The 21,888-nt window shown below is 73.8% G+C and carries 20 protein-coding genes and 1 riboswitch; of the genes, 7 read left to right on the forward strand and 13 right to left on the reverse strand.

Annotation, left to right across the window (positions count from 1 at the left end):
• The first annotated feature begins 6 nt into the window (after positions 1-6).
• On the forward strand, positions 7-2,091 hold the full coding sequence (locus ACFVVU_RS16295) for an AAA family ATPase (protein WP_387790649.1): 2,085 nt from the start codon (positions 7-9) through the stop codon (positions 2,089-2,091).
• A gap of 59 nt (positions 2,092-2,150) precedes the next feature.
• Here the strand turns inward: ACFVVU_RS16295 and ACFVVU_RS16300 are convergent, their stop codons facing one another.
• The 10 genes from ACFVVU_RS16300 to ACFVVU_RS16345 form a co-directional block, all read right to left on the reverse strand.
• Positions 2,151-3,134 (reverse strand): NAD-dependent epimerase/dehydratase family protein, encoded by a 984-nt coding sequence (locus ACFVVU_RS16300; protein WP_387790443.1) that lies wholly within the window; start codon positions 3,132-3,134, stop codon positions 2,151-2,153.
• A 100-nt stretch (positions 3,135-3,234) separates the two neighbouring features.
• Positions 3,235-4,281: a hemolysin family protein gene (locus ACFVVU_RS16305; protein ID WP_355365586.1), complete on the reverse strand. Its 1,047-nt coding sequence runs from the start codon at positions 4,279-4,281 to the stop codon at positions 3,235-3,237.
• Positions 4,278-5,621, reverse strand: coding sequence for a hemolysin family protein (locus tag ACFVVU_RS16310; protein ID WP_380685405.1), 1,344 nt, complete (start codon positions 5,619-5,621; stop codon positions 4,278-4,280). The genes ACFVVU_RS16305 and ACFVVU_RS16310 overlap by 4 nt, the downstream gene beginning before the upstream one ends.
• Before the next feature lie 211 nt (positions 5,622-5,832).
• Positions 5,833-6,267, reverse strand: coding sequence for a PH domain-containing protein (locus ACFVVU_RS16315; protein WP_380685403.1), 435 nt, complete (start codon positions 6,265-6,267; stop codon positions 5,833-5,835).
• A 113-nt stretch (positions 6,268-6,380) separates the two neighbouring features.
• Positions 6,381-7,229, reverse strand: a complete 849-nt coding sequence (gene hisG, locus ACFVVU_RS16320; RefSeq protein ID WP_387790447.1) for an ATP phosphoribosyltransferase — start codon at positions 7,227-7,229, stop codon at positions 6,381-6,383.
• A gap of 85 nt (positions 7,230-7,314) precedes the next feature.
• The gene (locus tag ACFVVU_RS16325; protein ID WP_030306151.1) at positions 7,315-7,587 is read right to left on the reverse strand and encodes a phosphoribosyl-ATP diphosphatase; all 273 of its coding nucleotides are present in this window, start codon (positions 7,585-7,587) and stop codon (positions 7,315-7,317) included.
• Between the two features lie 106 nt (positions 7,588-7,693).
• Positions 7,694-8,164: a 6,7-dimethyl-8-ribityllumazine synthase gene (ribH, locus tag ACFVVU_RS16330; protein ID WP_387790449.1), complete on the reverse strand. Its 471-nt coding sequence runs from the start codon at positions 8,162-8,164 to the stop codon at positions 7,694-7,696.
• A gap of 89 nt (positions 8,165-8,253) precedes the next feature.
• Complete coding sequence (locus tag ACFVVU_RS16335) at positions 8,254-9,507, reverse strand: bifunctional 3,4-dihydroxy-2-butanone-4-phosphate synthase/GTP cyclohydrolase II (protein WP_380685396.1); 1,254 nt, start codon at positions 9,505-9,507, stop codon at positions 8,254-8,256.
• A complete protein-coding gene (locus ACFVVU_RS16340; RefSeq protein ID WP_380685393.1) occupies positions 9,504-10,154 on the reverse strand; it encodes a nicotinamide riboside transporter PnuC in 651 nt (216 codons plus the stop codon). The genes ACFVVU_RS16335 and ACFVVU_RS16340 overlap by 4 nt, the downstream gene beginning before the upstream one ends.
• A complete protein-coding gene (locus ACFVVU_RS16345; protein WP_387790452.1) occupies positions 10,151-10,813 on the reverse strand; it encodes a riboflavin synthase in 663 nt (220 codons plus the stop codon). Before ACFVVU_RS16345 ends, ACFVVU_RS16340 begins: the two co-directional genes overlap by 4 nt.
• Before the next feature lie 211 nt (positions 10,814-11,024).
• Positions 11,025-11,152, reverse strand: a riboswitch (FMN riboswitch).
• Between the two features lie 184 nt (positions 11,153-11,336).
• Here ACFVVU_RS16345 and ACFVVU_RS16350 point away from each other — a divergent pair.
• The gene (locus ACFVVU_RS16350) at positions 11,337-11,585 is read left to right on the forward strand and encodes an SCO4226 family nickel-binding protein (RefSeq protein ID WP_355365611.1); all 249 of its coding nucleotides are present in this window, start codon (positions 11,337-11,339) and stop codon (positions 11,583-11,585) included.
• A 23-nt stretch (positions 11,586-11,608) separates the two neighbouring features.
• Positions 11,609-12,304: an MSMEG_1061 family FMN-dependent PPOX-type flavoprotein gene (locus ACFVVU_RS16355; protein ID WP_380715136.1), complete on the forward strand. Its 696-nt coding sequence runs from the start codon at positions 11,609-11,611 to the stop codon at positions 12,302-12,304.
• Between the two features lie 66 nt (positions 12,305-12,370).
• Here ACFVVU_RS16355 and ACFVVU_RS16360 read toward each other — a convergent pair whose 3' ends face one another.
• Positions 12,371-12,565: a DUF1508 domain-containing protein gene (locus tag ACFVVU_RS16360; protein WP_355365617.1), complete on the reverse strand. Its 195-nt coding sequence runs from the start codon at positions 12,563-12,565 to the stop codon at positions 12,371-12,373.
• Positions 12,566-12,725: 160 nt separating this feature from the next.
• Here ACFVVU_RS16360 and ACFVVU_RS16365 point away from each other — a divergent pair, with 160 nt between their 5' ends.
• Positions 12,726-13,142: an HIT family protein gene (locus tag ACFVVU_RS16365; RefSeq protein WP_387790454.1), complete on the forward strand. Its 417-nt coding sequence runs from the start codon at positions 12,726-12,728 to the stop codon at positions 13,140-13,142.
• 18 nt (positions 13,143-13,160) lie between these two features.
• On the opposite strand, the gene ACFVVU_RS16370 is transcribed toward ACFVVU_RS16365, so the two are convergent.
• Together ACFVVU_RS16370 and ACFVVU_RS16375 are read right to left on the reverse strand one after the other, a co-directional pair.
• A complete protein-coding gene (locus tag ACFVVU_RS16370; protein ID WP_387790456.1) occupies positions 13,161-14,717 on the reverse strand; it encodes an alkaline phosphatase family protein in 1,557 nt (518 codons plus the stop codon).
• Between the two features lie 183 nt (positions 14,718-14,900).
• A complete protein-coding gene (locus tag ACFVVU_RS16375; protein ID WP_380684332.1) occupies positions 14,901-15,674 on the reverse strand; it encodes a GntR family transcriptional regulator in 774 nt (257 codons plus the stop codon).
• Positions 15,675-15,952: 278 nt separating this feature from the next.
• Between ACFVVU_RS16375 and ACFVVU_RS16380 the strand changes: the two genes are divergently transcribed.
• From ACFVVU_RS16380 to ACFVVU_RS16390, 3 genes are all read left to right on the forward strand, one after another.
• Complete coding sequence (locus ACFVVU_RS16380; protein ID WP_387790458.1) at positions 15,953-16,882, forward strand: glycoside hydrolase family 19 protein; 930 nt, start codon at positions 15,953-15,955, stop codon at positions 16,880-16,882.
• Between the two features lie 125 nt (positions 16,883-17,007).
• Positions 17,008-18,090, forward strand: coding sequence for a serine hydrolase domain-containing protein (locus tag ACFVVU_RS16385; protein WP_387790460.1), 1,083 nt, complete (start codon positions 17,008-17,010; stop codon positions 18,088-18,090).
• A 105-nt stretch (positions 18,091-18,195) separates the two neighbouring features.
• The gene (locus tag ACFVVU_RS16390; protein ID WP_387790462.1) at positions 18,196-21,885 is read left to right on the forward strand and encodes a SpoIIE family protein phosphatase; all 3,690 of its coding nucleotides are present in this window, start codon (positions 18,196-18,198) and stop codon (positions 21,883-21,885) included.
• The last annotated feature ends 3 nt before the right edge of the window (positions 21,886-21,888 follow it).

The raw sequence follows: 21,888 nt of genomic DNA on the forward strand, positions 1-21,888 counted from the left end.
CGTGCCATGGACGCCTACACGGCCGGGGCGTACAGCCGCGCCGAGGAGGAGTTCCGCGCCGCCGTGCGGCTCGACCCCGGCATGGCCGACGCCTGGCTCGGCCTGCACGCGCTGCGCAGCGACACCTCCGGCGCGCTGCTCGCGATGTACCGCCACCGCAAACGGTTCGGCGAGCAGCGCCGCCGGCACGCCCGGCCGCTCAGCTCCTGGTACTGGCTGGGCTGGTGGGTGCAGCCGGTGCTGGAGAGCCCCCGCGACCTCGCCCTCGCGCACGCCTCGCACTGGCTGGACGGTCGCCATCTCGCCGAGCTGGAGCAGGCGTTGGCGCAGTGCCCGACCCCGGCCGAGGACCCTTCGGCGCGTTTCCTGAACGCCTGCCGCTCCTATCTGCTCAAGGACTGGGAGCAGTTGATCCGGGACACCGACCGGCTGCTCGACGACCCGCTGCTCGGCATCGAGGCCGGACTGTTCGCCGGCATGGCGAGGGTCCGGCTGGACATGTGCGCCCAGGCCCAGGCCCCGCTCGCCGCCTCGCTCGCCCGCTGCCGCTCCGAGCAGCCGCAGCGCAAGGAGCTCCGGTACTGGCTGGGCCGCGCCTACGAGGGCGCCGGGCGCAGCGCCGCCGCGTTACCGCTCTACCGGGCGGTGCACCGGGCCGATCCGGCGTTCATGGACACCGCGGCCCGGCTCGCGGCGATCTCGGCCGAGGACGCCGTCGCCGACACCCTGCTGGACGCCGTCGTGGGCGGTGGCCGGGAGGCCGGCCGGACGGGCGGGCCGGAGGAGGACGCGCTGGACGCCGCGCTGCTGGAGCAGCCGGACTTCGAGGCGTTCGGCATCGACCCGGTCGGAACGGACGGCGCGAGCGGCTTCCCCGGCGTCCCGGACCCCTTCGGCGGGCCGGTCCTCGGCGGGCCGGACCTCGACGATCCGCTCCTGGACGGAGCCGGCGGAGCGGACGGGGCCGACGGCGCGGGCGAGCCGGAGCCGGACGGGACCGCGCCGGACGACGACGGCTTCCCGGTCGTCCCGACCGGCGCCGGACCGGGCGGCGCGGGCACCGACAACCGGTCCGGCGGCACCGGCGCACCGCCCCCGCTGACCGCCGGCGGACGCTCGGGCTCCACCGCGCCGCAGCCCGCCGCCGTCTCCCCCGCGGCGCCCGCGCCGGCGCGCGGCGAGGCCGCGCTCCCCCGGGTCGCCAACGCCTATCCGGCCCTCGAACGCGAGGGCGACCAGACCGAGTTGGACGCCGCGCTGGCCGAACTCTCCCGGATGGTCGGCCTGGAGCCGGTCAAGCGACAGGTCCGGGCGCTGTCCGCGCAGCTGCGGATGGCCCGGCTGCGCGCCGAGCAGGGCCTGCCGGTCCAGCCGCCCAAACGCCACTTCGTCTTCTCCGGCCCCTCCGGCACCGGCAAGACCACCGTCGCCCGGATCCTCGGCCGGGTCTTCCACGCCCTCGGCCTGCTCTCCGGCGACCATCTGGTGGAGGCCCAACGGGCTGACCTGGTCGGCGAGTTCCTGGGCCAGACCGCCGTCAAGGCGAACGAGCTGATCGACTCCGCGCTGGACGGCGTGCTCTTCATCGACGAGGCCTACAGCCTCTCCAACTCCGGCTACAGCAAGGGCGACGCCTACGGCGACGAGGCGCTCCAGGTGCTGCTCAAGCGCGCCGAGGACAACCGGGACCGGCTGGTGGTGATCCTGGCCGGCTACCCCGAGGGCATGAACCGGCTGCTGGCCGCCAACCCCGGCCTCAACTCCCGCTTCACCACCCGGGTCGACTTCCCCAGCTACCGCCCCGGCGAGCTGACCGCGATCGGCGCGGCGCTCGCCGGGCAGGACGGCGACGGCTGGGACGAGGACGCCGCCGAGGAACTGGCCTCGATCTGCACCCATGTGGTCCGCGAGGGCTGGATCGACGAACTCGGCAACGGCCGGTTCATCCGCACCCTGTACGAGAAGTCCTGCGCCTACCGGGACCTACGACTGACCCTGCTGCGCGAGCCGCCCGGCCGGGAGGACCTCGCCACGCTGCGGCTGCCGGACCTGGTGCAGGCCTACGGCGAGCTGATCGACGGCCGGGGCTGAGACCGCGGAGCCCGGGGCGGGACCGCGCGCGCACGGCCCCGCCCCGGGCGTCCGGTGCCTCAGCCGGCCAGGGCCGCGGCCTCGGTCTGCGGGTCCAGCCCCACCGTCGGCCGGTCCGGTCGCTGCGGCGCGACGCCGCCGATCGACCGCAGCCAGGCCCAGGTGTCGGCGACCGTGTCGGCCGTCGGCCGGCAGTGCAGCCCGGCGGCCGGCGCCTTGGTGACGGCCGCGCCGTGCATGGCGTCGTGGAACTCGCCCGGCGGGACCCAGAACGGCAGCTGGGTCCACGGCTCGATGCCGGCGGCGGCGATCGCCTCCGGGGCCGTCCAGCGCAGCTCGGCGTCCGAGCCGGTGACCGCCGCGCAGGCCTCCAGCAGCTCGCCCATGCTGCTGTGGCCGGGCGGGGCGACCAGGTCGTACGGGCCGCCGAGGCCGGCCGCGAGGGCGTCCAGGGTCCAGCCGGCGAGGTCGCGGACGTCGATGAACTGGAGCGCGAGCCCGCGCGGGCCGGGCGCGAGCACCGGGCCGCCCCGGGCGATCCGGTTCAGCCACCACGGCAGCCGGCCGATGTTCTCGTAGCGGCCGACGATCAGCCCGGCACGGACCAGCAGCGCCCGGTCGCCGAAGGCGTCCAGTGCCGCCAGCTCGCCGCCGCGCTTGGACTCGGCGTAGGGCACCTCGCCGTCGTCCGGCGAGCCCTCCACCAGCGGAGCGCTCTCGTCGGCCCCGGCCGGGGTCGGGAACCCGTACACCGAGCGGCTGGACACGTACGCGTAGCGGCCGACCCGGCCGGCCAGCAGACGGGCGCTGTCGCGCACCGCCGACGGGGCGGCCGACCAGGTGTCCACCACCGCGTCCCACTCGCCCTCGGCCAGCGCGGCGAGCCCGCCCTCGGCCGTGCGGTCCCCACGCAGGACCCGCGCCCCGGGCGGCGCGGCGTGCGTCCCCCGGTGGAAGACCGTGACCTCCCATCCCCGTTCCAGCGCCGCCTCGGCGACGGCCCGCCCCACGAACTCCGTACCACCCAGCAGGAGAAGTCTCATGCCGACCACCCTGCGGTCAGGGTGGCCGGCATGGGAACGGGCGCACGCTCAGAGCGGAATCGCCGAGAGCGAAGCGTCGGCGGGAACCCGGCGTCCGGCGTTACGCGGCGGAGCGGTGGTCCGGGTCGTGCACCTCGCCGACCAGCTCCTCCAGGACGTCCTCCAGCATCACCACGCCGAGCGTCCGCCCGTCCTGGTCGAGGACGGCCGCGAGGTGGCAGGCGGCCCGGCGCATCGCGCCCAGCGCGTCGTCCAGCGGCATGGTGCCGCGCAGCACGGTGATCGGCCGCCACAGCCGGGCCGGGACGGGCGTCGTCGGGTCCTCGACGTCCAGGATGTCCTTGAGGTGCAGGTATCCGAGGTAGCCGTGGCCCGCCGGGTCACCGTCGGTGACCGGGAAGCGCGAGAAGCCGGTGCGCAGCGCCAGTTCCTCGATCTGCGCGGCGGTCACCTTGGTGTCCACGGTGACCAGCTGCTCGGGGGTGAGCAGGACGTCGGTGAGCGGGCGGCGGCCCAGCTCCAGGGCGTCCTCCAGGCGCTCCTGGCGGTCCTTCTCCAGCAGCCCGGCGTCCCCGGAGTCGGCGAGCAGGTAGATCAGCTGCTCGGTGGTGAACACCGACTCGACCTCGTCCTTGGCCTCCACCTTGAACAGCTTGAGGACGCCGTTGGCGAAGGTGTTGAGGAAGGAGATCACCGGGGCCAGCCAGCGGGCCAGCCGGTCCAGCGGCGGGCCGAGCCAGAGCGCGGCCTTCTCGGGGCCGGCCAGTGCCATGTTCTTCGGCACCATCTCGCCCATCACCATGTGCAGGTAGACCACGACGGCCAGCGCGATGCCGTACGCCAACGGGTGCTGCAGGCCGGCCGGGATGCCGATCGCGTCGAACGGCCCCTCCAGCAGATGGGCGATGGTCGGCTCGGCGAGCGCGCCCAGGCCCAGCGAGCAGACGGTGATGCCGAGCTGGGCGGCTGCGAGCATCGCGGAGACGTTGGACAGCGCGTGCAGCACGGTGCGGGCGCGCTTGTTGCCGGCCTCGGCGAGGGGTTCGATCTGGCTGCGCCGGACCGAGACGACGGCGAACTCGGCGCCGACGAAGAAGGCGTTGCCGAGCAGCAGCAGGACGGCGACGGCCAGTTGGAGCGCGGTCATCGGGTTCCGTCCTCGTCGTCGCCCAGGAAGTGGTGGTGGGCGGTGCGTTCCACCCGGACCCGGCTGGTGCGGTGCCGGTCCACGGCCTCGACGGTGAACCGCCAGCCGGGCAGCTCGGCCTGCTCACCGGGGACCGGCAGCTTGCCGAGCAGGTCGGCGACCAGGCCGGCCAGCGTCTCGTACGGCCCCTCCGGAGCGTGCAGGCCGATGGCCTCCAGTTGGTCGAGCCGGGCGCGGCCGTCGGCCGCCCAGACGGGCTGCCCCTCGACCGGCGGCAGCGACAGCAGCTCGGGGGTGTCGGCCGGGTCGTGCTCGTCCTGCACCGCGCCGACGATCTCCTCGACGATGTCCTCGACGGTGACGACGCCGGCGGTGCCGCCGTACTCGTCGACCACGATGGCCATCGGCTGCAGGCGGCGCAGCTGGTCGAGCAGCCGCTCCGCGGGGAGCGTCTCGGGCACCAGCAGCGGCGGGACGGCGAGGTCGGCGACCCGCACGGTGGCGCGCCGCTCGGCCGGGACGGCCAGCGCGTCCTTGAGCGTGACGGTGCCGGTGACCTCGTCCAGGCTGTCGGTGTAGACCGGGAAGCGGGACAGGCCGGTGGCCCGGGTCAGGTTGAGGACGTCGGCGGCGCTGGCGTCGCGCTGGAGCGCGGAGACGTCGATGCGCGGGGTCATCACGGACTGGGCGGTGAGGTCGCCGAGGCCCAGGGTCCGCACGAACAGGGTGGCCGACTCCTCGTCTATGGCGCCCGCCTTGGCGGAGTGCCGGGCGAGCGAGACCAGTTCGGCGGGGGTGCGGGCGTGGCCCAGCTCCTCCTGCGGCTCGATGCCGAAGGCGCGCACAGTGCGGTCGGCGGAGCCGTTCAGCACGCTGATCAGCGGGCGGCAGGCCCGGGAGAACGCCATGTGCGGAGCGGCGACCGCGCGGGCCACCTGGAGCGGGTGGGAGATCGCCCAGTTCTTCGGGACCAGCTCGCCGATCACCATCTGGACGACGGTGGCGGCCAGCATGCCGATGACCACGGCCGCGCCGCGGGCGGCGCCGGCGGGCAGGCCGATCCCGGTGAACACCGGCTTCAGCAGGGTGGACAGCGCCGGCTCGGCGAGCATGCCGACCACCAGCGAGGTCACGGTGATGCCGAGTTGGGCGCCGGACAGCTCGAAGGAGAGGTGGCGCAGGGCCTTGGAGACCCGGCCGGACTTGGCGTCCCCGGTCTCGGCGCTGCGCTCGACGGCGCCGCGCTCCACGGTCACGAAGGCGAACTCGGCGGCCACGAAGAGGCCGTTGGCGAGGATGAGCAGGAGGGCTGCGAAGAGCAGCAGCCAGGCGGTGATCACAGTGCCGCCTGCCTTCCGTCGGGAGGAAGGAGGGCGGCGCAGGTACTACCGGACGGATCGTCCATGGACGGGGAGTGTCACTCCTCAGGTCGATTTCGGGCAGGGCAATGCCTTTGCCCCGCTTTTACCAGCGTAGACCATACCCGTGCGGACGTCGGATCCGCGTTCGGACCCGCCCGGCGACCGACCGTTGTGCGTCAGCCGCCGTGCTTCAGCTGCCGTGGTGGACGACCAGGTCGCGCAGGGCGCGGGCGTCCGCGATGGCCTGCGCCTTGCCCACGCCGGACTGGATGCCGACGGCGGCCAGCGAGGTGCCGTCGGCGAGGTCGAGGGTGGCCCACGGGTCGCCCTGGCGGAAGTTCACGCCGACGATCTCGGCCCAGGCCAGCCGACGGCTGCGGACGAAGTTGACCACGGTGACGCCCTCGGCGTCGGCGCTGACCCGCGGGCGGGCCAGCATCAGGCCGACGGCGGCGAACAGCACGCCGCTGACCGCCATCATGATCCGGTCGTTGAGCTGCCAGTTCGCCGGCAGGGCGACCGCCATCACGGCGAACAGCACCACCAGCAGCGCGCAGACCGGCAGCAGCACGGCACGGGTGCGGCGCGGGGCCCAGGTGACGGGGAACTCGGCGGGGGTGGACACGAGGGGCTCCGGGGTGGTTCGTGGGTCGGGCAACGGAAAGGGTGGGGACGCCTGTCGGCGGCCCCACCCTATTCAACCGGTGCTTACCCCCGCGGCCAGGGGCCGGTGGGTGTTCAGAGGCGGCAGGCGTGGATGTTGGTCACCAGGATGGCCCGGGCGCCGATGCCCCACAGGTCGTCCATGATCTGCTGGGCCTCCTTGCGGAGCACCATCGAGCGCACCGCGACCCAGCCCTCGGTGTGCAGCGGGGAGACGGTCGGCGACTCCAGGCCGGGGGTCAGCGCGACGGCGGCGCCGACGTTCTCGGCGCGGATGTCGTAGTCCATCAGCACGTAGCGGCGGGCCACCAGCACGCCCTGCAGACGGCGCAGGAACTGGTCGACGCCCGGGTCCTCGCCGGCGCCCTTGGGGCGGATGACCACGGCGTCGGAGATCAGGATCGGCTCGCCGAAGACCTCCAGGCCGGCGTTGCGCAGGCTGGTGCCGGTCTCCACCACGTCGGCGATCACGTCGGCGACGCCCAGCTGCACCGCGGTCTCCACCGCGCCGTCCAGCTTGGTGACGGTGGCCTTCACCCCGTGGTCGGCGAGGTGCTGCTCGACCAGGCCGGTGTAGGAGGTGGCGATCCGCAGGCCCTCCAGGCCCTTGACGTCCTCGACGTCCACGCCGACCGGGCGGGCGAAGCGGAAGGTCGAGCCGGCGAAGCCGAGCGCGAGCACCTCCTCGGCGTTGGAGTGCGAGTCCAGCAGCAGGTCGCGGCCGGTGATGCCGACGTCGAGGCGGCCGGAGCCGACGTACACCGCGATGTCGCGCGGGCGCAGGAAGAAGAACTCGACCTGGTTGCCCGGGTCGACCAGGACCAGCTCCTTGGCGTCCTTGCGCTGCCGGTAGCCGGCCTCATGGAGCATCTCCGCCGCAGGACCCGAGAGCGAACCCTTGTTGGGGACGGCGATGCGCAGCATGGAGGTCAGTTCCTTACCTGTTCGGTGTGGGTGTAGGGGGTTCCGGGCCGGGGAACCTGAGGGACCGGGGCCCGGAGGTGCGTGCCTAGAGGTACTTGTAGACGTCGTCGAGCGTCAGCCCGCGGGCGACCATCATCACCTGAAGGTGGTAGAGGAGCTGCGAGATCTCCTCGGCGGTCTGCTCGTCGGACTGGAACTCGGCGGCCATCCAGACCTCGGCGGCCTCCTCGACGACCTTCTTGCCGATCGCATGGACGCCCTGCTGGACGAGCTGCGCGGTACGGGAGGACGAGGGGTCGCCGGTGGCGGCCTTCTGCTGGAGCTCGGTGAAGAGCTCCTCGAATGTCTTCGAAGCCATGATGGGACTCACCTTACGGCGTGCGGAGGGACGGACGGTAAACGGTTCCGGACCGTGGACAGTCCGGTGGACGTCCACGGTCCGGAGCGCGGCCCGGCCGGCCGCCTCAGAGCGCGCGCAGGGCGGCGGCGGTGGCGACGGCCGCGGTGACCGCCTCGTGGCCCTTGTCCTCGCCGGAGCCCGGCAGGCCCGCGCGGTCGAGCGCCTGCTCCTCGTTGTCGCAGGTCAGTACGCCGAAGCCGACCGGGACACCGGTGTCCACGGCGACCTGGGTGAGGCCGACGGTGGCGGCCTGGCAGACGTAGTCGAAGTGCGGGGTGCCGCCGCGGATCACCACGCCGAGGGCGATCACGGCGTCGTAGCCGTGCTCGGCGAGGCGCTTGGCGGCGACCGGCAGCTCGAAGGCGCCGGGGACGCGCAGGACGGTCGGCTCGGCGACGCCCAGCTCCTTGAGGGCGCGGTGGGCGCCGTCGAGCAGGCCGTTCATCACCTGCTCGTGCCACTGGGCGGCGATCACGGCGACCTTGAGGCCAGCGGCGTTGTCGATGGTCAGCTCGGGGGCTCCGTGGCCGCTCATGTGCGGGTGCCTTTCGGTGGTTCGGGATCGGTGGTTCGGGATCGGTGGTTCGGGATCGCTGGAAGGTCGATGGAGGGCGGTGGCGGCGCTCAGGCGCCGAGGCCGGGCAGGTCGTGGCCCATCCGGTCGCGCTTGGTGCGCAGGTAGCGCGCGTTGTGCTCGCCCGCCGGGATCTCGACCGGCTCGCGGCCCTTGACCTTGAGCCCGTGCTCGGTGAGCGCGGTGAGCTTCTCGGGGTTGTTGGTCAGCAGGGTCAGCGAGCGCACGCCGAGGTCGCAGAGCATCTGCGCGCCGATGCTGTAGTCGCGGGCGTCGGCGGGCAGGCCGAGGTCGAGGTTGGCGTCGACGGTGTCACGGCCCTGCTCCTGGAGCTCGTAGGCGCGCAGCTTGTGCGCCAGGCCGATGCCCCGGCCCTCGTGGCCGCGCAGGTAGAGCACCACGCCGCGGCCGGTCTCGGCGACCCGGCGCAGCGAGGACTGCAGCTGGGGGCCGCAGTCGCAGCGCAGCGAGCCGAGCACGTCCCCGGTCAGGCACTCGGAGTGGACCCGGACCAGCACGTCCTCGCCGTCCGGCAGCCGGCCGTCGGCGTCCAGACCGCCCGCGACCAGCGCGATGTGCTCGACGCCGTCGAGGGTGCCCCGGTAGCCGACGGCGGTGAACTCGCCGAAGGCGGTGGGCAGCGCGGTGACGGCGGCGCGCTCGACGTGCAGTTCGGTGCGGCGGCGGTAGGCGATGAGGTCCTCGATGGAGATGATCGCCAGGTTGTGCGCACGGGCGAAGGCGACCAGCTCGGGCAGCCGCGCCATGGTGCCGTCGTCGTTGACCACCTCGGCGATGGCGCCGGCCGGCGCCAGTCCGGCGAGTCGGGCCAGGTCGACGGCGGCCTCGGTGTGGCCGGGGCGGACCAGCACGCCGCCCTCGACGGCGCGCAGCGGGAAGACGTGCCCGGGGCGGGCGAGGTCCTCGGGCCCGGTACCGGGCGAGGAGAGCAGCCGCACGGTGCGGGCCCGGTCGGCGGCCGAGATGCCGGTGTCGACTCCCTCGCGGGCGTCCACCGAGACGGTGTAGGCGGTGCCCTTGCGGTCCTCGTTGACCTGGGTCATCGGGGGGAGCTTGAGCCGGTCCAGTTCGGCGCCGGTCATCGGGGCGCAGATCACGCCGGAGCTGTAGCGGATGGTGAAGGCCATCAGTTCGGGGGTGGCGGCGGAGGCCGCGAAGACGATGTCGCCCTCGTTCTCGCGGTCCTCGTCGTCGACGACGATCACCGCACGGCCGAGCGCGATGTCGGTGATGGCCCGCTCGACCGGGTCGAGGACGAGTTCGTCGGACTGGTTCTCGGTCATGCCGTTGCTCCCTGCGGGACGGTGGAGGACGTCGGACGCGGCGCGCGGGTGCGCAACCACCACGAGCGCAGCCCGAGCAGGACCAGGACGAAGTAGACGGAGTAGGTGAGGCCGGAGAAGGTGTAGCCGGTGTTGAAGGCGAGCGGCACGCCGACCGCGTCGACCGCGATCCAGGCGAACCAGAACTCCACCCAGCCGCGGGCCTGGGCGACCATGGCCGCCAGGGTGCCGACGAAGATGTAGGCGTCCGCCCACGGGCTCCACGAGCCGAGCGCGGGGATCGTCAGGAAGGCCCAGGCCAGCAGGCCGGTGCCGACCGCCGTGCCGGCGACCAGGGCGGCCCGTTCGGGCCAGGTGGCGAAGCGGACGGCGATCTCCCCGCCGCCCTGCCGGCCGTTGCGCCAGCGCGTCCAGCCCCAGGCGGCCGTGGCGATGACGATCAGCTGCTTGCCGACCAGGCCCGGCACGTCGCCGGACAGGTAGGCGGCGATCAGGACCGCGCCGGAGAGCAGCTGGACCGGCCAGCTCCAGACCGAGCGGCGCCAGCCGAGGGCGAGGCCGGCCAGGCCGAACAGGTTGCCGATCATGTCCGACCACTTCACGGTCTGGCCGAGGACCGTGAAGGCGTCCGAGTTGAGCCAGTTCACCGCTCCTCCCCGGTGACCGTCGGGGGCAGCGTGCGGGACTCCAGCAGCCGCTCCACGTACTTGGCGAGGACGTCGACCTCCAGGTTGACGCTCTCGCCGACGGCCCTGGTGCCGAGCGTCGTCAGCGCGAGGGTGGCCGGGATGAGACTGACGGTGAAGCTGTCGCGGGCGGCCTCGACCACGGTGAGGCTGACGCCGTCGACGGTGATCGAGCCCTTCTCCACCAGGTAGCGGGTGACGGACTCCGGCAGCGAGAAGCGCAGCACCTCCCAGCGGAGGTTCCCGGCAGCGTCCCGCTCCCCCGGCTCGCGGCTCAACAGCCGTCCGGTGGCGTCGACATGACCCTGCACCAGATGGCCGCCGAGCCGGGCGCCGAGCGCCATGGCGCGCTCCAGATTGACCGACGAGCCGGGCTTCAACTCGCCCAGGCTGGAACGGCGGAGGGTCTCGGCCATCACGTCGGCGCTGAACTCGCCGGTGCCGGCGGCCAGTTCGTCGGGGGTGTCGACAACGGTCAGGCAGACGCCGTTGACCGCGATGGAGTCGCCGTGCCGCGCGCCCTCACAGACCACCGGGCCGCGCAGGCGGATCCGCGAGGAATCGCCGATCTCCTCGATCGACACGACCTCGCCGAGCTCTTCGATGATGCCGGTGAACACCCGGGTTCTCCTCGCGCTTGGGGCGCGGACTCCGGGGTGCGGCATGGGAGATGACGCGGACGGGCGCGCTGCCGCACGGTTCGCCGGACGGCCTCGCGACCCGTCGCCGGGCCAGGGCCGCACCGGACACCGGAGGAGGGAAACCCTCGACCGCCGCCGTGCACCATCCCCACGGTCCACCGGGGACCACGGGTGTCGCTCACTCGTCCGCCGCGCACGCCTCCCATCCGGACTTTAACCGTCGGTCCAGGAATTTCACCTGGTCAACCGGCCGCTGGCTGCGGACGGGTCGCGGACTGTAACCGCCGGTTCGGATTTTCACCGACCCCGGAGTGCGCTGAACGTCACTGCTACTTCTGCGGTCATTGTGCCACGACCGGAGCGGGCCCAGGGAGAGGCCCCGGCTGTGGGCTGTTTCACGACCGCGGCGGGAATGCGCGCCGGTGCGCGGGGGCGCAAGCTGGTGGGAGGGGGGCGGATTGCGGGCCGGGCGCGGGCCCGGTCCCCAGGAGGTGCGAGCGTGATGGCCAAGTTCATGGACGTCCACCGAGGGATGGCCGGCATCACCGAGGAGCAGTTGCGGATGGCGCACCGGGCCGACCTGGAGATCCAGGGCACCGAGGGCGTGCAGTTCGAGCAGGCGTGGGCCGACCCGGAGGCGGGCGTCGTCTACTGCCTCTCCGAGGCGCCGTCGAAGGAGGCCGTGCAGCGGGTCCACGAGCGCGCCGGGCATCCGGCCGACGAGGTGCACCCCGTCGCGTTCACGGTCTGAGCCGAGCGCGCTACGTTTCCGGTATGACCAGCACACCGGAGATCGCCGTTCCGTCAACTCCCGGCCCGTCCGGCCCGTCCGGCCTGTTCGCCGCCCTCAGCGCGGAGGCCGTGCGCGACGCCGCGCAGCTGCGGGACGTCTACGAGCAGCCGAGCGACCACGCCCGCCGCAAGCAGGTGGACCGCATCCACGACGTCGCCCGGCAGTTGATCGCCTGCTCCTCGCTGGTGCTGGTGGCCAGCGCGGACGCCGCCGGGCGCTGCGACGTCTCGCCGCGCGGCGGGCCGCCCGGACTGGTCTCGGTGCTCGACGACTTCACCCTGGCGATCCCGGACGCGACCGGCAACAAGCGGCTGGACACCCTGCACAACGTCGTCGAGACCGGCCGGGTCGGGCTGATCTTCGTGGTTCCCGGCCGGGACACCACGCTGCGGGTCAACGGGCGGGCCTGCGTCTCCACCGACCCGCGGCTGCTGGAGCAGCTGACCGCGGTCGGCAAGCCGCCGCGCAGCGCGATCGTGGTGGCGGTGGAGGAGGTCTTCGCGCACTGCCCGAAGGCCTTCCTGCGCTCCTCGGCGTGGAAGCCGGAGAACTGGCTCGCCGCGGACGCCCAGCCGAGTTCGGCCGAGATCACCCTCTCCCACCTGGCGGACCCGGCGCTGACCATCGAGGCGATCGAGCGCAACGAGCGGGAGGCCCTGCTCTACCGCTACGAGTAGCGGGCGCCGGCGGACGCGGGGAGCGGGCGCCCGGGATCCGGGCGCCCGCTCCCCGTGCCCCGGCCCTCAGGCCGCGGCCTTGGACTTCACGTCCACCACGCTCGCACCGTCCGCCGCCCGCTGGACGGCCTCGACGCCCTTGTGGGCGGCATCCTTGCTCGCGTAACCCTGGCCGGTCGCGACGATCTCGCCGTTGCCCGCCTTGAGCCGGAACCGGTACTTGCCTCCGGCGTCCTCGTACACCTCGAACTTGCCCGCCATCCGGGCCACCTCCTCGTCGACGGGACGCGCCGCGCGCCCCACCTGCACGGTGCCCCCCGGCGGCCGGGGCCCGCACCCGCTCGGGGTCCGCTCGGGTGACCTCCCGGCGCCCTCGCGCCGAGCGGATGCCGGGGCCCCGGGCGGCCGGTTGAATGGACGGATGGACTGCGTCTTCTGTGCGGTGGTGGCGGGCACCGAGCCCGCGCACCGGGTGCTGGACGACGAGGCCGCGGTGGCCTTCCTGGACCGCCGGCCGCTCTTCCCGGGCCATGTGCTGGTGGTGCCGCGCTCCCACCACCGCACCCTGGCGGACCTGCCGGCGGCGCAGGTGGGCCCGTTCTTCCTGCGGGTGCAGCGGGTGGCGGCGGCGATGGAGCAGGGACTGGGCGCGGCGGGCAGCTTCGTCGCGGCGAACAACCGGATCAGCCAGTCGGTGCCGCACCTGCATGTGCACGTGGTGCCGCGCAACCCGAAGGACGGGCTGCGCGGCTTCTTCTGGCCGCGCCGGGCGTACCCGGACGAGGCGGGCGCGGCGCTGGTCGCCGGGCGGCTGCGGGCCGCGCTCGCCCCGTCCTAGCGCGGGCTCCGGCGCGGGTCAGCCGACCCGGACGTTGTCCAGCACCCAGTACCAGTTGTTGCTGCCGGTGTACCGGAAGCGCAGCCGCAGCCGGCTCGCGCCCGCCGGGACGGCCAGGTCGAGCCGCTGGCGGCCGTTGGTGTCGCCGGTGAAGCTCTTCACCTCGACCGGCGCGCCGCCGTCCCAGACGGCGAGCACCCGGGCGGTCTGCGCGCCCTCGGGCCGGTAGAAGGTGGTGAAGGCGACCGGGACGGTGGGGCGCCCGGCCACCGGGTACTCCGGGCTGACCAGGGTGGTGTCGTAGTTGCCCTTGAAGGTCCGGTCGGCCCACTCGTCGGAGTCCGCGACGGCGAAGACGTTGCGGGAGCGGACGTTCAGCTCGCGGTTCTGGTCGCGCTCGGCCTTCGTCCAGAACTCGTCGGTGGTGAACGACCAGCCGCGCCACTCGGTGACGCCGCCGGTGCCCATCGCGGAGTTGTCGATCGACCAGCCGGCCGGCGGGGTGTGGGTGAAGCCGAGCACGCCGGCCGCGATGCCGCTCTCGTCGACCCGGCCGGTCAGCTGCGGGCGCAGCGCGTCGAACTCGTCGGGCACGAGGTCCGGGATCGGGGTGCCGTCGAGGTTCCAGGCCGGGTCGGCGGTGATGCCGAGGTGGGCCAGGGCGGTGGGCGCGATGTCCACCATGCGCACGTCGTGGCGGACCGAACCGGCCGGGAACGCCGAGCCGTTGGCGATTACGAAGGTCTGCCGCTCCTCCCAGGTGGAGCCGCCGTGACCGCCGGTCGGGGTGTGGCCGTGGTCGGCGGTGACCATGATCAGCCAGTCCTCCTGGGCGTACGTGGCACGGCCGCGCACGGCGGCGACGATCTGGCCGACCTGGGCGTCCACGCCGCGGATCGCGGTCAGGTAGGCCTGACTGGCGGAGCCGCTGCTGTGGCCGGCGTTGTCGACGTTGTCGAGGTGGACGAAGACCACGTCGGGGTTCTCGTCGCGCAGCCTGGCGACCGCCCGGGAGGTGGTGCCGGTGTCGTACTCGGCGGACGGGGTGGCGATCCGGGTGTCGACCTTGCCGGAGCAGATGGTGTTGGCGATCGGCGCCCAGGAGGCGACCACGTAGGTGGAGAGCGCGGGCGCGGCGGTCTCGACCCGGGTCAGGAAGTCCGGGTAGGCCGCGAGGTTGGGCGCGGTGAAGTTGTTGTCCTTGACGTTGTGCTTGTCCGGCCAGACGCCGGTGGCGATGGTCGACCAGCCGGGGCCGGAGAGGGTGCCGGCCATCGGGTTGGCGTAGAGGCTGCTCGCCGCGGTGAGGCCGCCGGCCATCAGGGCGGTCAGGCTGGGGGCGCCGGCGTCCTTGATCCGGTTGAGCATGGTGCCGTCGAGGCCGATCAGCAGGACCTTCGGGGTCCGGCCGTCGGCCGCCGCGGTGGTGGCGGTGGCCGCGCGGGCGGTGGCGGCGGTGGCGGCGAGCGGGCCGGCGGCGAGCGCGGCGGCGGTGCCGAGGAGCAGGCCGCGGCGGGAGAGGCCGGGGGCGGCGGGGGTCTGCGGGGTCACGTCGTCCTCCTGATACTGCGTCATGGCGCCGAAGGGGGCGGTGACTACGGTCGGAGCGACGGATGGACGGGGGTGGCCCGGTTTCCGACCCGGGTGTGAACAACGCCCGAATTCGGTCCAGACCCGTTACCCATTCGAGATAGAGAGCGAGATCAAGAGCCCGGCGCGACAGGCGCCGGGCGGGCGGCCGGCCCGTTTCGAGACGGGTCAGTCCGCTTCGAGACGGGTGGTGAAGCTGAAGCGGTCGCCCCGGTAGAGCGAGCGCACCCGCTCCACCGGCCGGTCCTCGGCGTCCCGGGTCAGCCGGTGCAGCAGCAGCATCGGCAGCGCCGGCGGGGTGCCGATCAACAGGGCCTCGCGCGGGGTGGCCAGCACGGTCTCGATCCGCTCGTCGGCGGCGCCGAAGCCGATGCCCGCCCGCTCGGCGAGGTAGGCGTACAGCGAGGAGGCGGGGTCGAACTCCACGTCCAGCGCCGGGACCCGACCGACCGCCAGATAGGTGCTCTCCAGGCCCACCCGCTCGCCGTCCGCGAGCAGGACGCGCTCCAGGTGCCAGACCGGCTCGCCCGGGGCGATCCGCAACTGGCCGGCCAGCTGGGGGTCCGCGCCGAGCCGCTCCAGCCCGATCAGCGTCCGGCCGGGGACCCGGCCCTGGCGGCGCACACCCTCGGTGTAACTGGCCAGCGAGAGCGGCTGCTCCAGCTTGGGGCCGGCCACCACCGTGCTGCGCCCGCGCCGCCGGATCCGGCCCTGGATCAGCAGGTCGCGCAGTGCCTGCCGGAGCGTTTCGCGGGCCACCTCGAAGCGGGCCGCGAGCTCGCGCTCGGTCGGCAGCACGCCGTCCTCGCCGAGTTCGTCGATCAGGGCCTCCAACTGGCCCTTGACGGCGTAGTACTTGGGCACCCTACCGTGCTCCGGGATGCCCGAGCGGATCGGCGCGCCCGGGCCGGACCGGGCGGCGGGGTCGGAGGTCTCGTCCACCCCGCCATCCTTCCAGATGGAGAGACCTGGCCATGACAGCACCACCGCAGCGGGCCCGGTCACGTTCGTTCACACCTCCCCCACCGCGCGCGTTCTGCCCGAAACCCCTTGACAGGTCTAGACCATTCCGCTTGAGTCTGGGTCAGCCCCGCACCGGCCCGCACCCCGGTCGGCCCGTCCCCCACGACGTGCCCCCACCCCGCGGGGCCCCGGCTCCCCTGCCCCGACGTCCCTACCTCCACGACCGTGCGGCCCCACACCGCACAAGGGGTGATCAAGTGTCCACGAAACGCCTGCTCGCACTGCTCTCCGCCGTCGCCACGGCGCTGGCGGTGATCCTGCTGCTGCCCGCGGCCAACGCCAGCGCCGCCGTCTGCGGCACGCCCTGGAACTCCTCGGCCGTCTACACCGGCGGCGCCGCCGTCTCCTACAACGGCCACAACTGGCTCGCCAAGTGGTGGACCCAGAACGAGCCGCCGAGCACCGGCGGCTCCGGCGTCTGGTCCGACCAGGGCGTCTGCGGCACCGGCCCGACGACGACCCCGACCCCGACCGTCACGCCGACCTCCACCGGCAACCCCAACCCCGGCGGATTCCCGGTCAGCCAGGCCCAGTTCGACCAGATGTTCCCGAACCGGAACCCCTTCTACACCTACCAGGGCCTGATCGACGCCCTCGCCGCCTACCCCGCCTTCGCGGCCACCGGCACCGACACCGTCCGCAAGCAGGAGGCCGCGGCCTTCCTCGCGAACGTCAACCACGAGACCGGCGCGCTGGTGTACGTGGTCGAGCAGAACACCGCCAACTACCCGCACTACTGCGACCCCGCGCAGTCGTACGGCTGCCCGGCCGGGCAGGCCGCGTACTACGGGCGCGGGCCGATCCAGCTGAGCTGGAACTACAACTACAAGGCCGCCGGCGACGCCCTGGGCATCGACCTGCTGCGCAACCCCAACCTGGTGCAGACCGACCCGGCCGTCGCCTGGAAGACCGCGCTCTGGTACTGGAACACCCAGAACGGGCCGGGCACCATGACCCCGCACAACGCGATCGTCAACGGCTACGGCTTCGGTGAGACCATCCGCAGCATCAACGGCTCGCTGGAGTGCAACGGCGGCAACCCCGCCCAGGTGCAGAGCCGGATCAACGCCTACCAGCGCTTCACCCAGCTGATCGGCACCGTGCCGGGCAACAACCTGAGCTGCTGAGCCGGGGCGCGCCCCGGCCGGGACCCCGCTCGTCCTCCCGTACCTCCGGGGGACGAGCGGGGTCCCGCCGAGAATCGTCGCCCCGGTGGACGACGCGGCCCGGCGCCGACCCTAGGCTCGGGGCCATGAACGATCTCGGCAGCCTCGTCCAGCAGACCGCCGACCGCCTCGCCGGCCAGCAGGTCGGCGCGGTGGTCGCCGGCCTCGCCCGCGGCACGGTGGAGATCCGCGGCGCCGGACGCACCGGCCCCGGACCCGCCGGCGGGCGGCCCGGTCCGGACACGCTGTTCGAGATCGGCTCGATCACCAAGGTGTTCACCTCGCTCGTGCTCGCCCGGCTGACCCTGGCGGGCACCGTCGCGCTGGACGAGCCGCTCGCGGACCTGTTCGCCGACGCGCTCCCGGCCGGTGCCGCCTTCCCCGGCAAGGGCCCCGAGCCGATCACCCTGCGCCACCTGGCGACCCACAGCTCCGGCCTGCCCCGGCTGCCCGCCGGGATGCTGCTGTCCTCCCTGCTCACCCCCAACAAGCCCGACCCCTACGCGCACTGCACCCCCGAGTGGCTGCTCGGCAGCCTCGGCCGGACCAAGGCGCGGACCGCGCCCGGCCGCGGCTTCCGCTACTCCAACCTCGGCGCCGGACTGCTCGGCCTCGCCCTCGCGCACCGGGCCGGCGTCGGCTACGGGGAGCTGGTCCGGCGGGAGGTCTGCGAGCCGCTCGGGCTCACCGACACCGTGCTCGCGCCCGACCCGGCGCAGACGGCCCGGCTCGCCCCCGGCCACACGGCGGGCGGGCGCCCGGTGCCGGGCTGGGACCTCGCAGGCCTCGCGGGGGCGGGCGCGCTCAAGTCCACCGCCGCCGACCTGGCCGTCTTCCTGCGGGCCCAGCTGGCGGCCGGCGGCGGGGGCACCGACGGCCGCGACGGCACCGACGGCGACTCGCCGCTCGCCCCGGCGATCGCGCTGACCCGCGAGGTGCGGCACCGGGTCAACCCCTTCGCCTGGACGCACCTCGGCTGGCTGGGCCACCGCCTGCACGCCCGGCAGGGCGGCCACCTGCAGATCTGGCACAACGGCGGCACCGGCGGCTACCGCTCCTTCACGGCCTTCGACCCGGAACGGCAGGTCGGGGTGATCGTGCTGGCCAACACCCGCCGCTCGGTCGACGCCCCCGGCGTCCAGCTGCTGCGCGCCCTGCAGACCGCGTAGGGGGGCCGGCCCGCCCGTGCGCCGAGCGGGGGTGACGGGGCCCGTGGGAAGATGGCAGGGCTGGTGGCGACGATCTCCGGGCGGTTCCGGCCATGGTGACCGAGCATGGTGAACAGACGGCATGAGCGGCGCGAGGCCGCCGGGCCCGGACGTCCCGACGGCCCGGAGGCCCTGCTGATGGTGCCGATCGCCACCGCCCTGATCGAGGCCGACGGCCGGATCCTGCACTGGAGCGGCGACGCCGAGGCCCTGCTCGGCTACTCCGCCGAGGAGGCGGTCGGCGCGCGGGCCGCGCAGCTGCTGGTCACCGACGAGCGGCGCCCGGAGGTGCTGGAGCTGTTCCAGGAGATCCTGGACGGCCGCCGCTGGTCCGGCGTCTTCCCGGTGCGCCACCGCGACGGGCACGACGTCAACCTGGAGTTCCGCACCCATCCGATCGCCGGGCCGGGCGGCCGCCCGCTGGTGCTGGCGGTGGCCTCGGACGTGACCACGCTGCGCCGGATCCAGTCCGACCTGGCCGTGCTGGACGGCTTCTTCACCCAGGCCCCGGTCGGCATGAGCGTGTACGACACCGACCTCGCCTTCGTCCGGCTCAACGAGGCGCTGGCGAGGATCAACGGGCTGTCGGTGGAGCAGCACCTCGGCCGCCGGCTGACCGAGCTGCTGCCCGGCATCAACGGCGCGGAGAGCGAGGACGTGATGCGCCGGGTGCTGGAGACCGGCGAACCGGTGGTGGACGCCCGCTCGTACGGCCGCACCCCGGGCGACCCGATGCACGACCACGCCTGGTCGGCCTCCTACTTCCGGCTGGAGGACAAGGGCGGACACGTGCTCGGGGTGAGCTCGACCGTCGTCGACGTCACCGAGCGCTTCCAGGCCGAGACCAGGGCCGCCCGGGCGCAGCGGCGGCTCACCCTGCTGGTCGAGGCCACCGCCTCGATCGGCACCACCCTGGACCTGCGGCAGACCGCCCGGGAGCTGGCCGACGCGATGGTGCCCGAGGTGGCCGACATCAGCGGCGTCTTCGCCCTGGAAGCGCTGGCCGCCGGCCGGGACGTCGAGCCGCTGGAGCCCACTGCCCCGCTGCAGGTGCGCCGGCTGGCGCTGGCCACCGCCGACCCGCTCTACCCGGCGGAGGCGCTGCCGGTGGACGCGGTCTACGAGGTGGCGCCGGACTCCCCGTACGCTCGGGCGCTGGTCTCCGGGCGGACGGTGGTGGTGCCGTCCTGGGAGTTGCCGCCGCTGAGCGAGGCGATCACCGAGAGCGGCCGGCAGGCCTTCCTCGGCGACCGGCCGCGCTCGGTGCGGATCACCCCGCTGGTGGCGCGCGGCACCACGCTCGGCATGATCGTCTTCTCCCGGCGCGGCGCACGGGAGTCCTTCGCCGAGGCCGACATCACGCTCGGTGACGAGCTGGCCTCCCGGGCCGCGGTGGCCATCGACAACGCCCGGCTGTACCTGCGCCAGCACCAGACGGTGCTGGACCGGCAGCAGGCACTGCGCGAGGCAAAGGCCGCGCAGGAGCGCCTGGCGGTCGTGAACACGGCCTCCGCCCGGATCGGCACCACGCTCGACCTCGCCCAGACCGCCCAGGAGCTGGCCGAGGTGGCGACGCCCAGGCTGGCCGACACGGTGGTCGTCGAGGTGCTGGACGACCTGGTGCGCGGCGAGCCCGAGGCCCGGACGTCCAAGGACGGTTCTGCGCTGCTGCGGCGGATGGCCTTCCACGCGGCGCCGCACTCGACCCTGCGCCCGATCGACCGGACCGGCGGGGTGCACCGCTTCGTCGCCTCCACCCCCTACGCCTGGGCGCTCACCCACCGCGCCCCGGTGCTGGTGCCCCGGATGGACGAGGCCGGGCTGGCCTGGTTCCGGGACGACCCGGTGCGCGCGGCGGCGGTGCACGAGCAGAACGTCCGCTCGTTGATGGTGGTGCCGCTGATCGCGCGCGGCTCGCCGGTCGGCCTGGCCGCCTTCTACCGGACCGTGGTGGACCGCCCCTACGAGGAGGACGACCTGACACTGGCCGGGGAGCTGGCGGTACGGGCGGCCGTGTCGATCGACAACGCGCTGCTCTTCACCCGGGAACGGGACGCGGCCGCCGCCCGGCAGCGGGCGCTGGACGAGGCGCGGGCCGCGCAGCAGCGGCTGTCGCTGCTCAACGAGGCGTCGGGAAGGATCGGCACCACCCTCGACCTGTACCGCACCGCCCGGGAGCTGGTCGACGTGGTGATCCCGCGCTTCGCCGACTTCGTCACCGTCGACCTGCGCGAGGCGGTGCTCGACGGCGAGGAGCCGGCGCCCGTGCCGGCCGACGGCTCCGTGCTGATGCGGGCGGTGGCGGTCGGCGAGCTGGACGAGCACGGTGCCATGGCGGACGCCGCCGACGCGATCGGGGAGACCTCGCAGTCGGCGCAGATGTACGCGCAGAGCCTGCGCACCGGCCGGTCGATCCTGGTCCCGGAGGTGGACGAGGCGGCGCTGCGCCGGATCGTGGCCTCGCCGGACCGGGTGCAGCCGAGCCTGGAGGCCGGGGTGCACTCGTACCTGATGGTGCCTCTGCTGGCGCGCGGACTGGTGCTCGGCGGCGCGGAGTTCGTCCGCAGCCGCAATCCGCTGCCGTTCGGCCCGGCGGACCGCGCGCTGGCCGAGGAGCTGGTCGCCCGCACCGCGCTGGCCATCGACAACGGCCGGCTCTACCGCCGGGAGCGGGAGACCGCGCTCACCCTGCAGCGCAGCCTGCTGCCGCAGGAGATCCACCGCACGCTGGGGCTCGACCTCGCCTACCGGTACCTGCCGAGCAGTGTGGTCAGCGAGGTCGGCGGCGACTGGTTCGACGTGGTGCCGCTCTCCGCCGGCCGGGTCGCGCTGGTGGTCGGCGATGTGATGGGCCACGGCATCCGGGCCGCCGCGACGATGGGCCAACTGCGCACCGTGGCACGGACCCTGATCACCCTTGAGATCGCCCCCGACCGGGTGCTGCAGCGCTTGGACGAGGCCACCACCGCACTCGGCGAGGGCCAGTTCGCCACCTGCATCTGCGTGGTGTACGACCCCGTCGGCCGGCACTGCACCGCCGCCTGCGCGGGCCACCTGCCGCCGGTGGTGTCCGACACCGAGGGCAACGCCCACCTGGTCGAGCTGCCGCCCGGCGCGCCGCTCGGGGTCGGCGGAGTCCCCTTCGAGAGCGTCGAGTTCACCCTCCCCGAGGAGGGCATCCTGACCGTCTACACCGACGGCCTGGTCGAACGGCGCGGCCGTGACCTCGACGAGGGGCTGCAACTGCTCTGCCGCACCGTCGCCGACCGCCGCCCCACGCTGGAGCAGACCTGCGACGCGGTGCTCACCGAACTCACCGGCCGCACCAGCGAGGACGACATCGCCGTCATCATGGCGCAGGCCCGGCCCGCCGGTTCGGACCGGATCGCCACCCTGGCACTCGGCGGCGACCACGCGATGGTCGCCCATTCGCGCCGCTTCACCCGGGAGACGCTCACCGCCTGGGGGCTGTCCCCGCTCGCCGACTGCGCCGAACTGCTCACCAGCGAACTGATCACCAACGCCCTGGTGCACGCCGGATCGCCCACCCAGCTGCGGCTGTTCTGCAACCGCACGCTCACCGTGGAGGTGGCCGACCGGGACATCACCACCCCGCGGATCGGGCGCGCCCACGAGGAGGACGAGGGCGGGCGCGGCATCCACCTGGTGAACGAGCTCGCCCACCGCTGGGGCAGCCGGCGCACCCCGGAGGGGAAGGTGGTCTGGTTCGAGCTGGAGCTGCCGCCGGGGCGGTAGCCG

Origin of the sequence: Kitasatospora sp. NPDC057965, assembly GCF_042887135.1 — a bacterium.
GTDB lineage: Bacteria > Actinomycetota > Actinomycetes > Streptomycetales > Streptomycetaceae > Kitasatospora.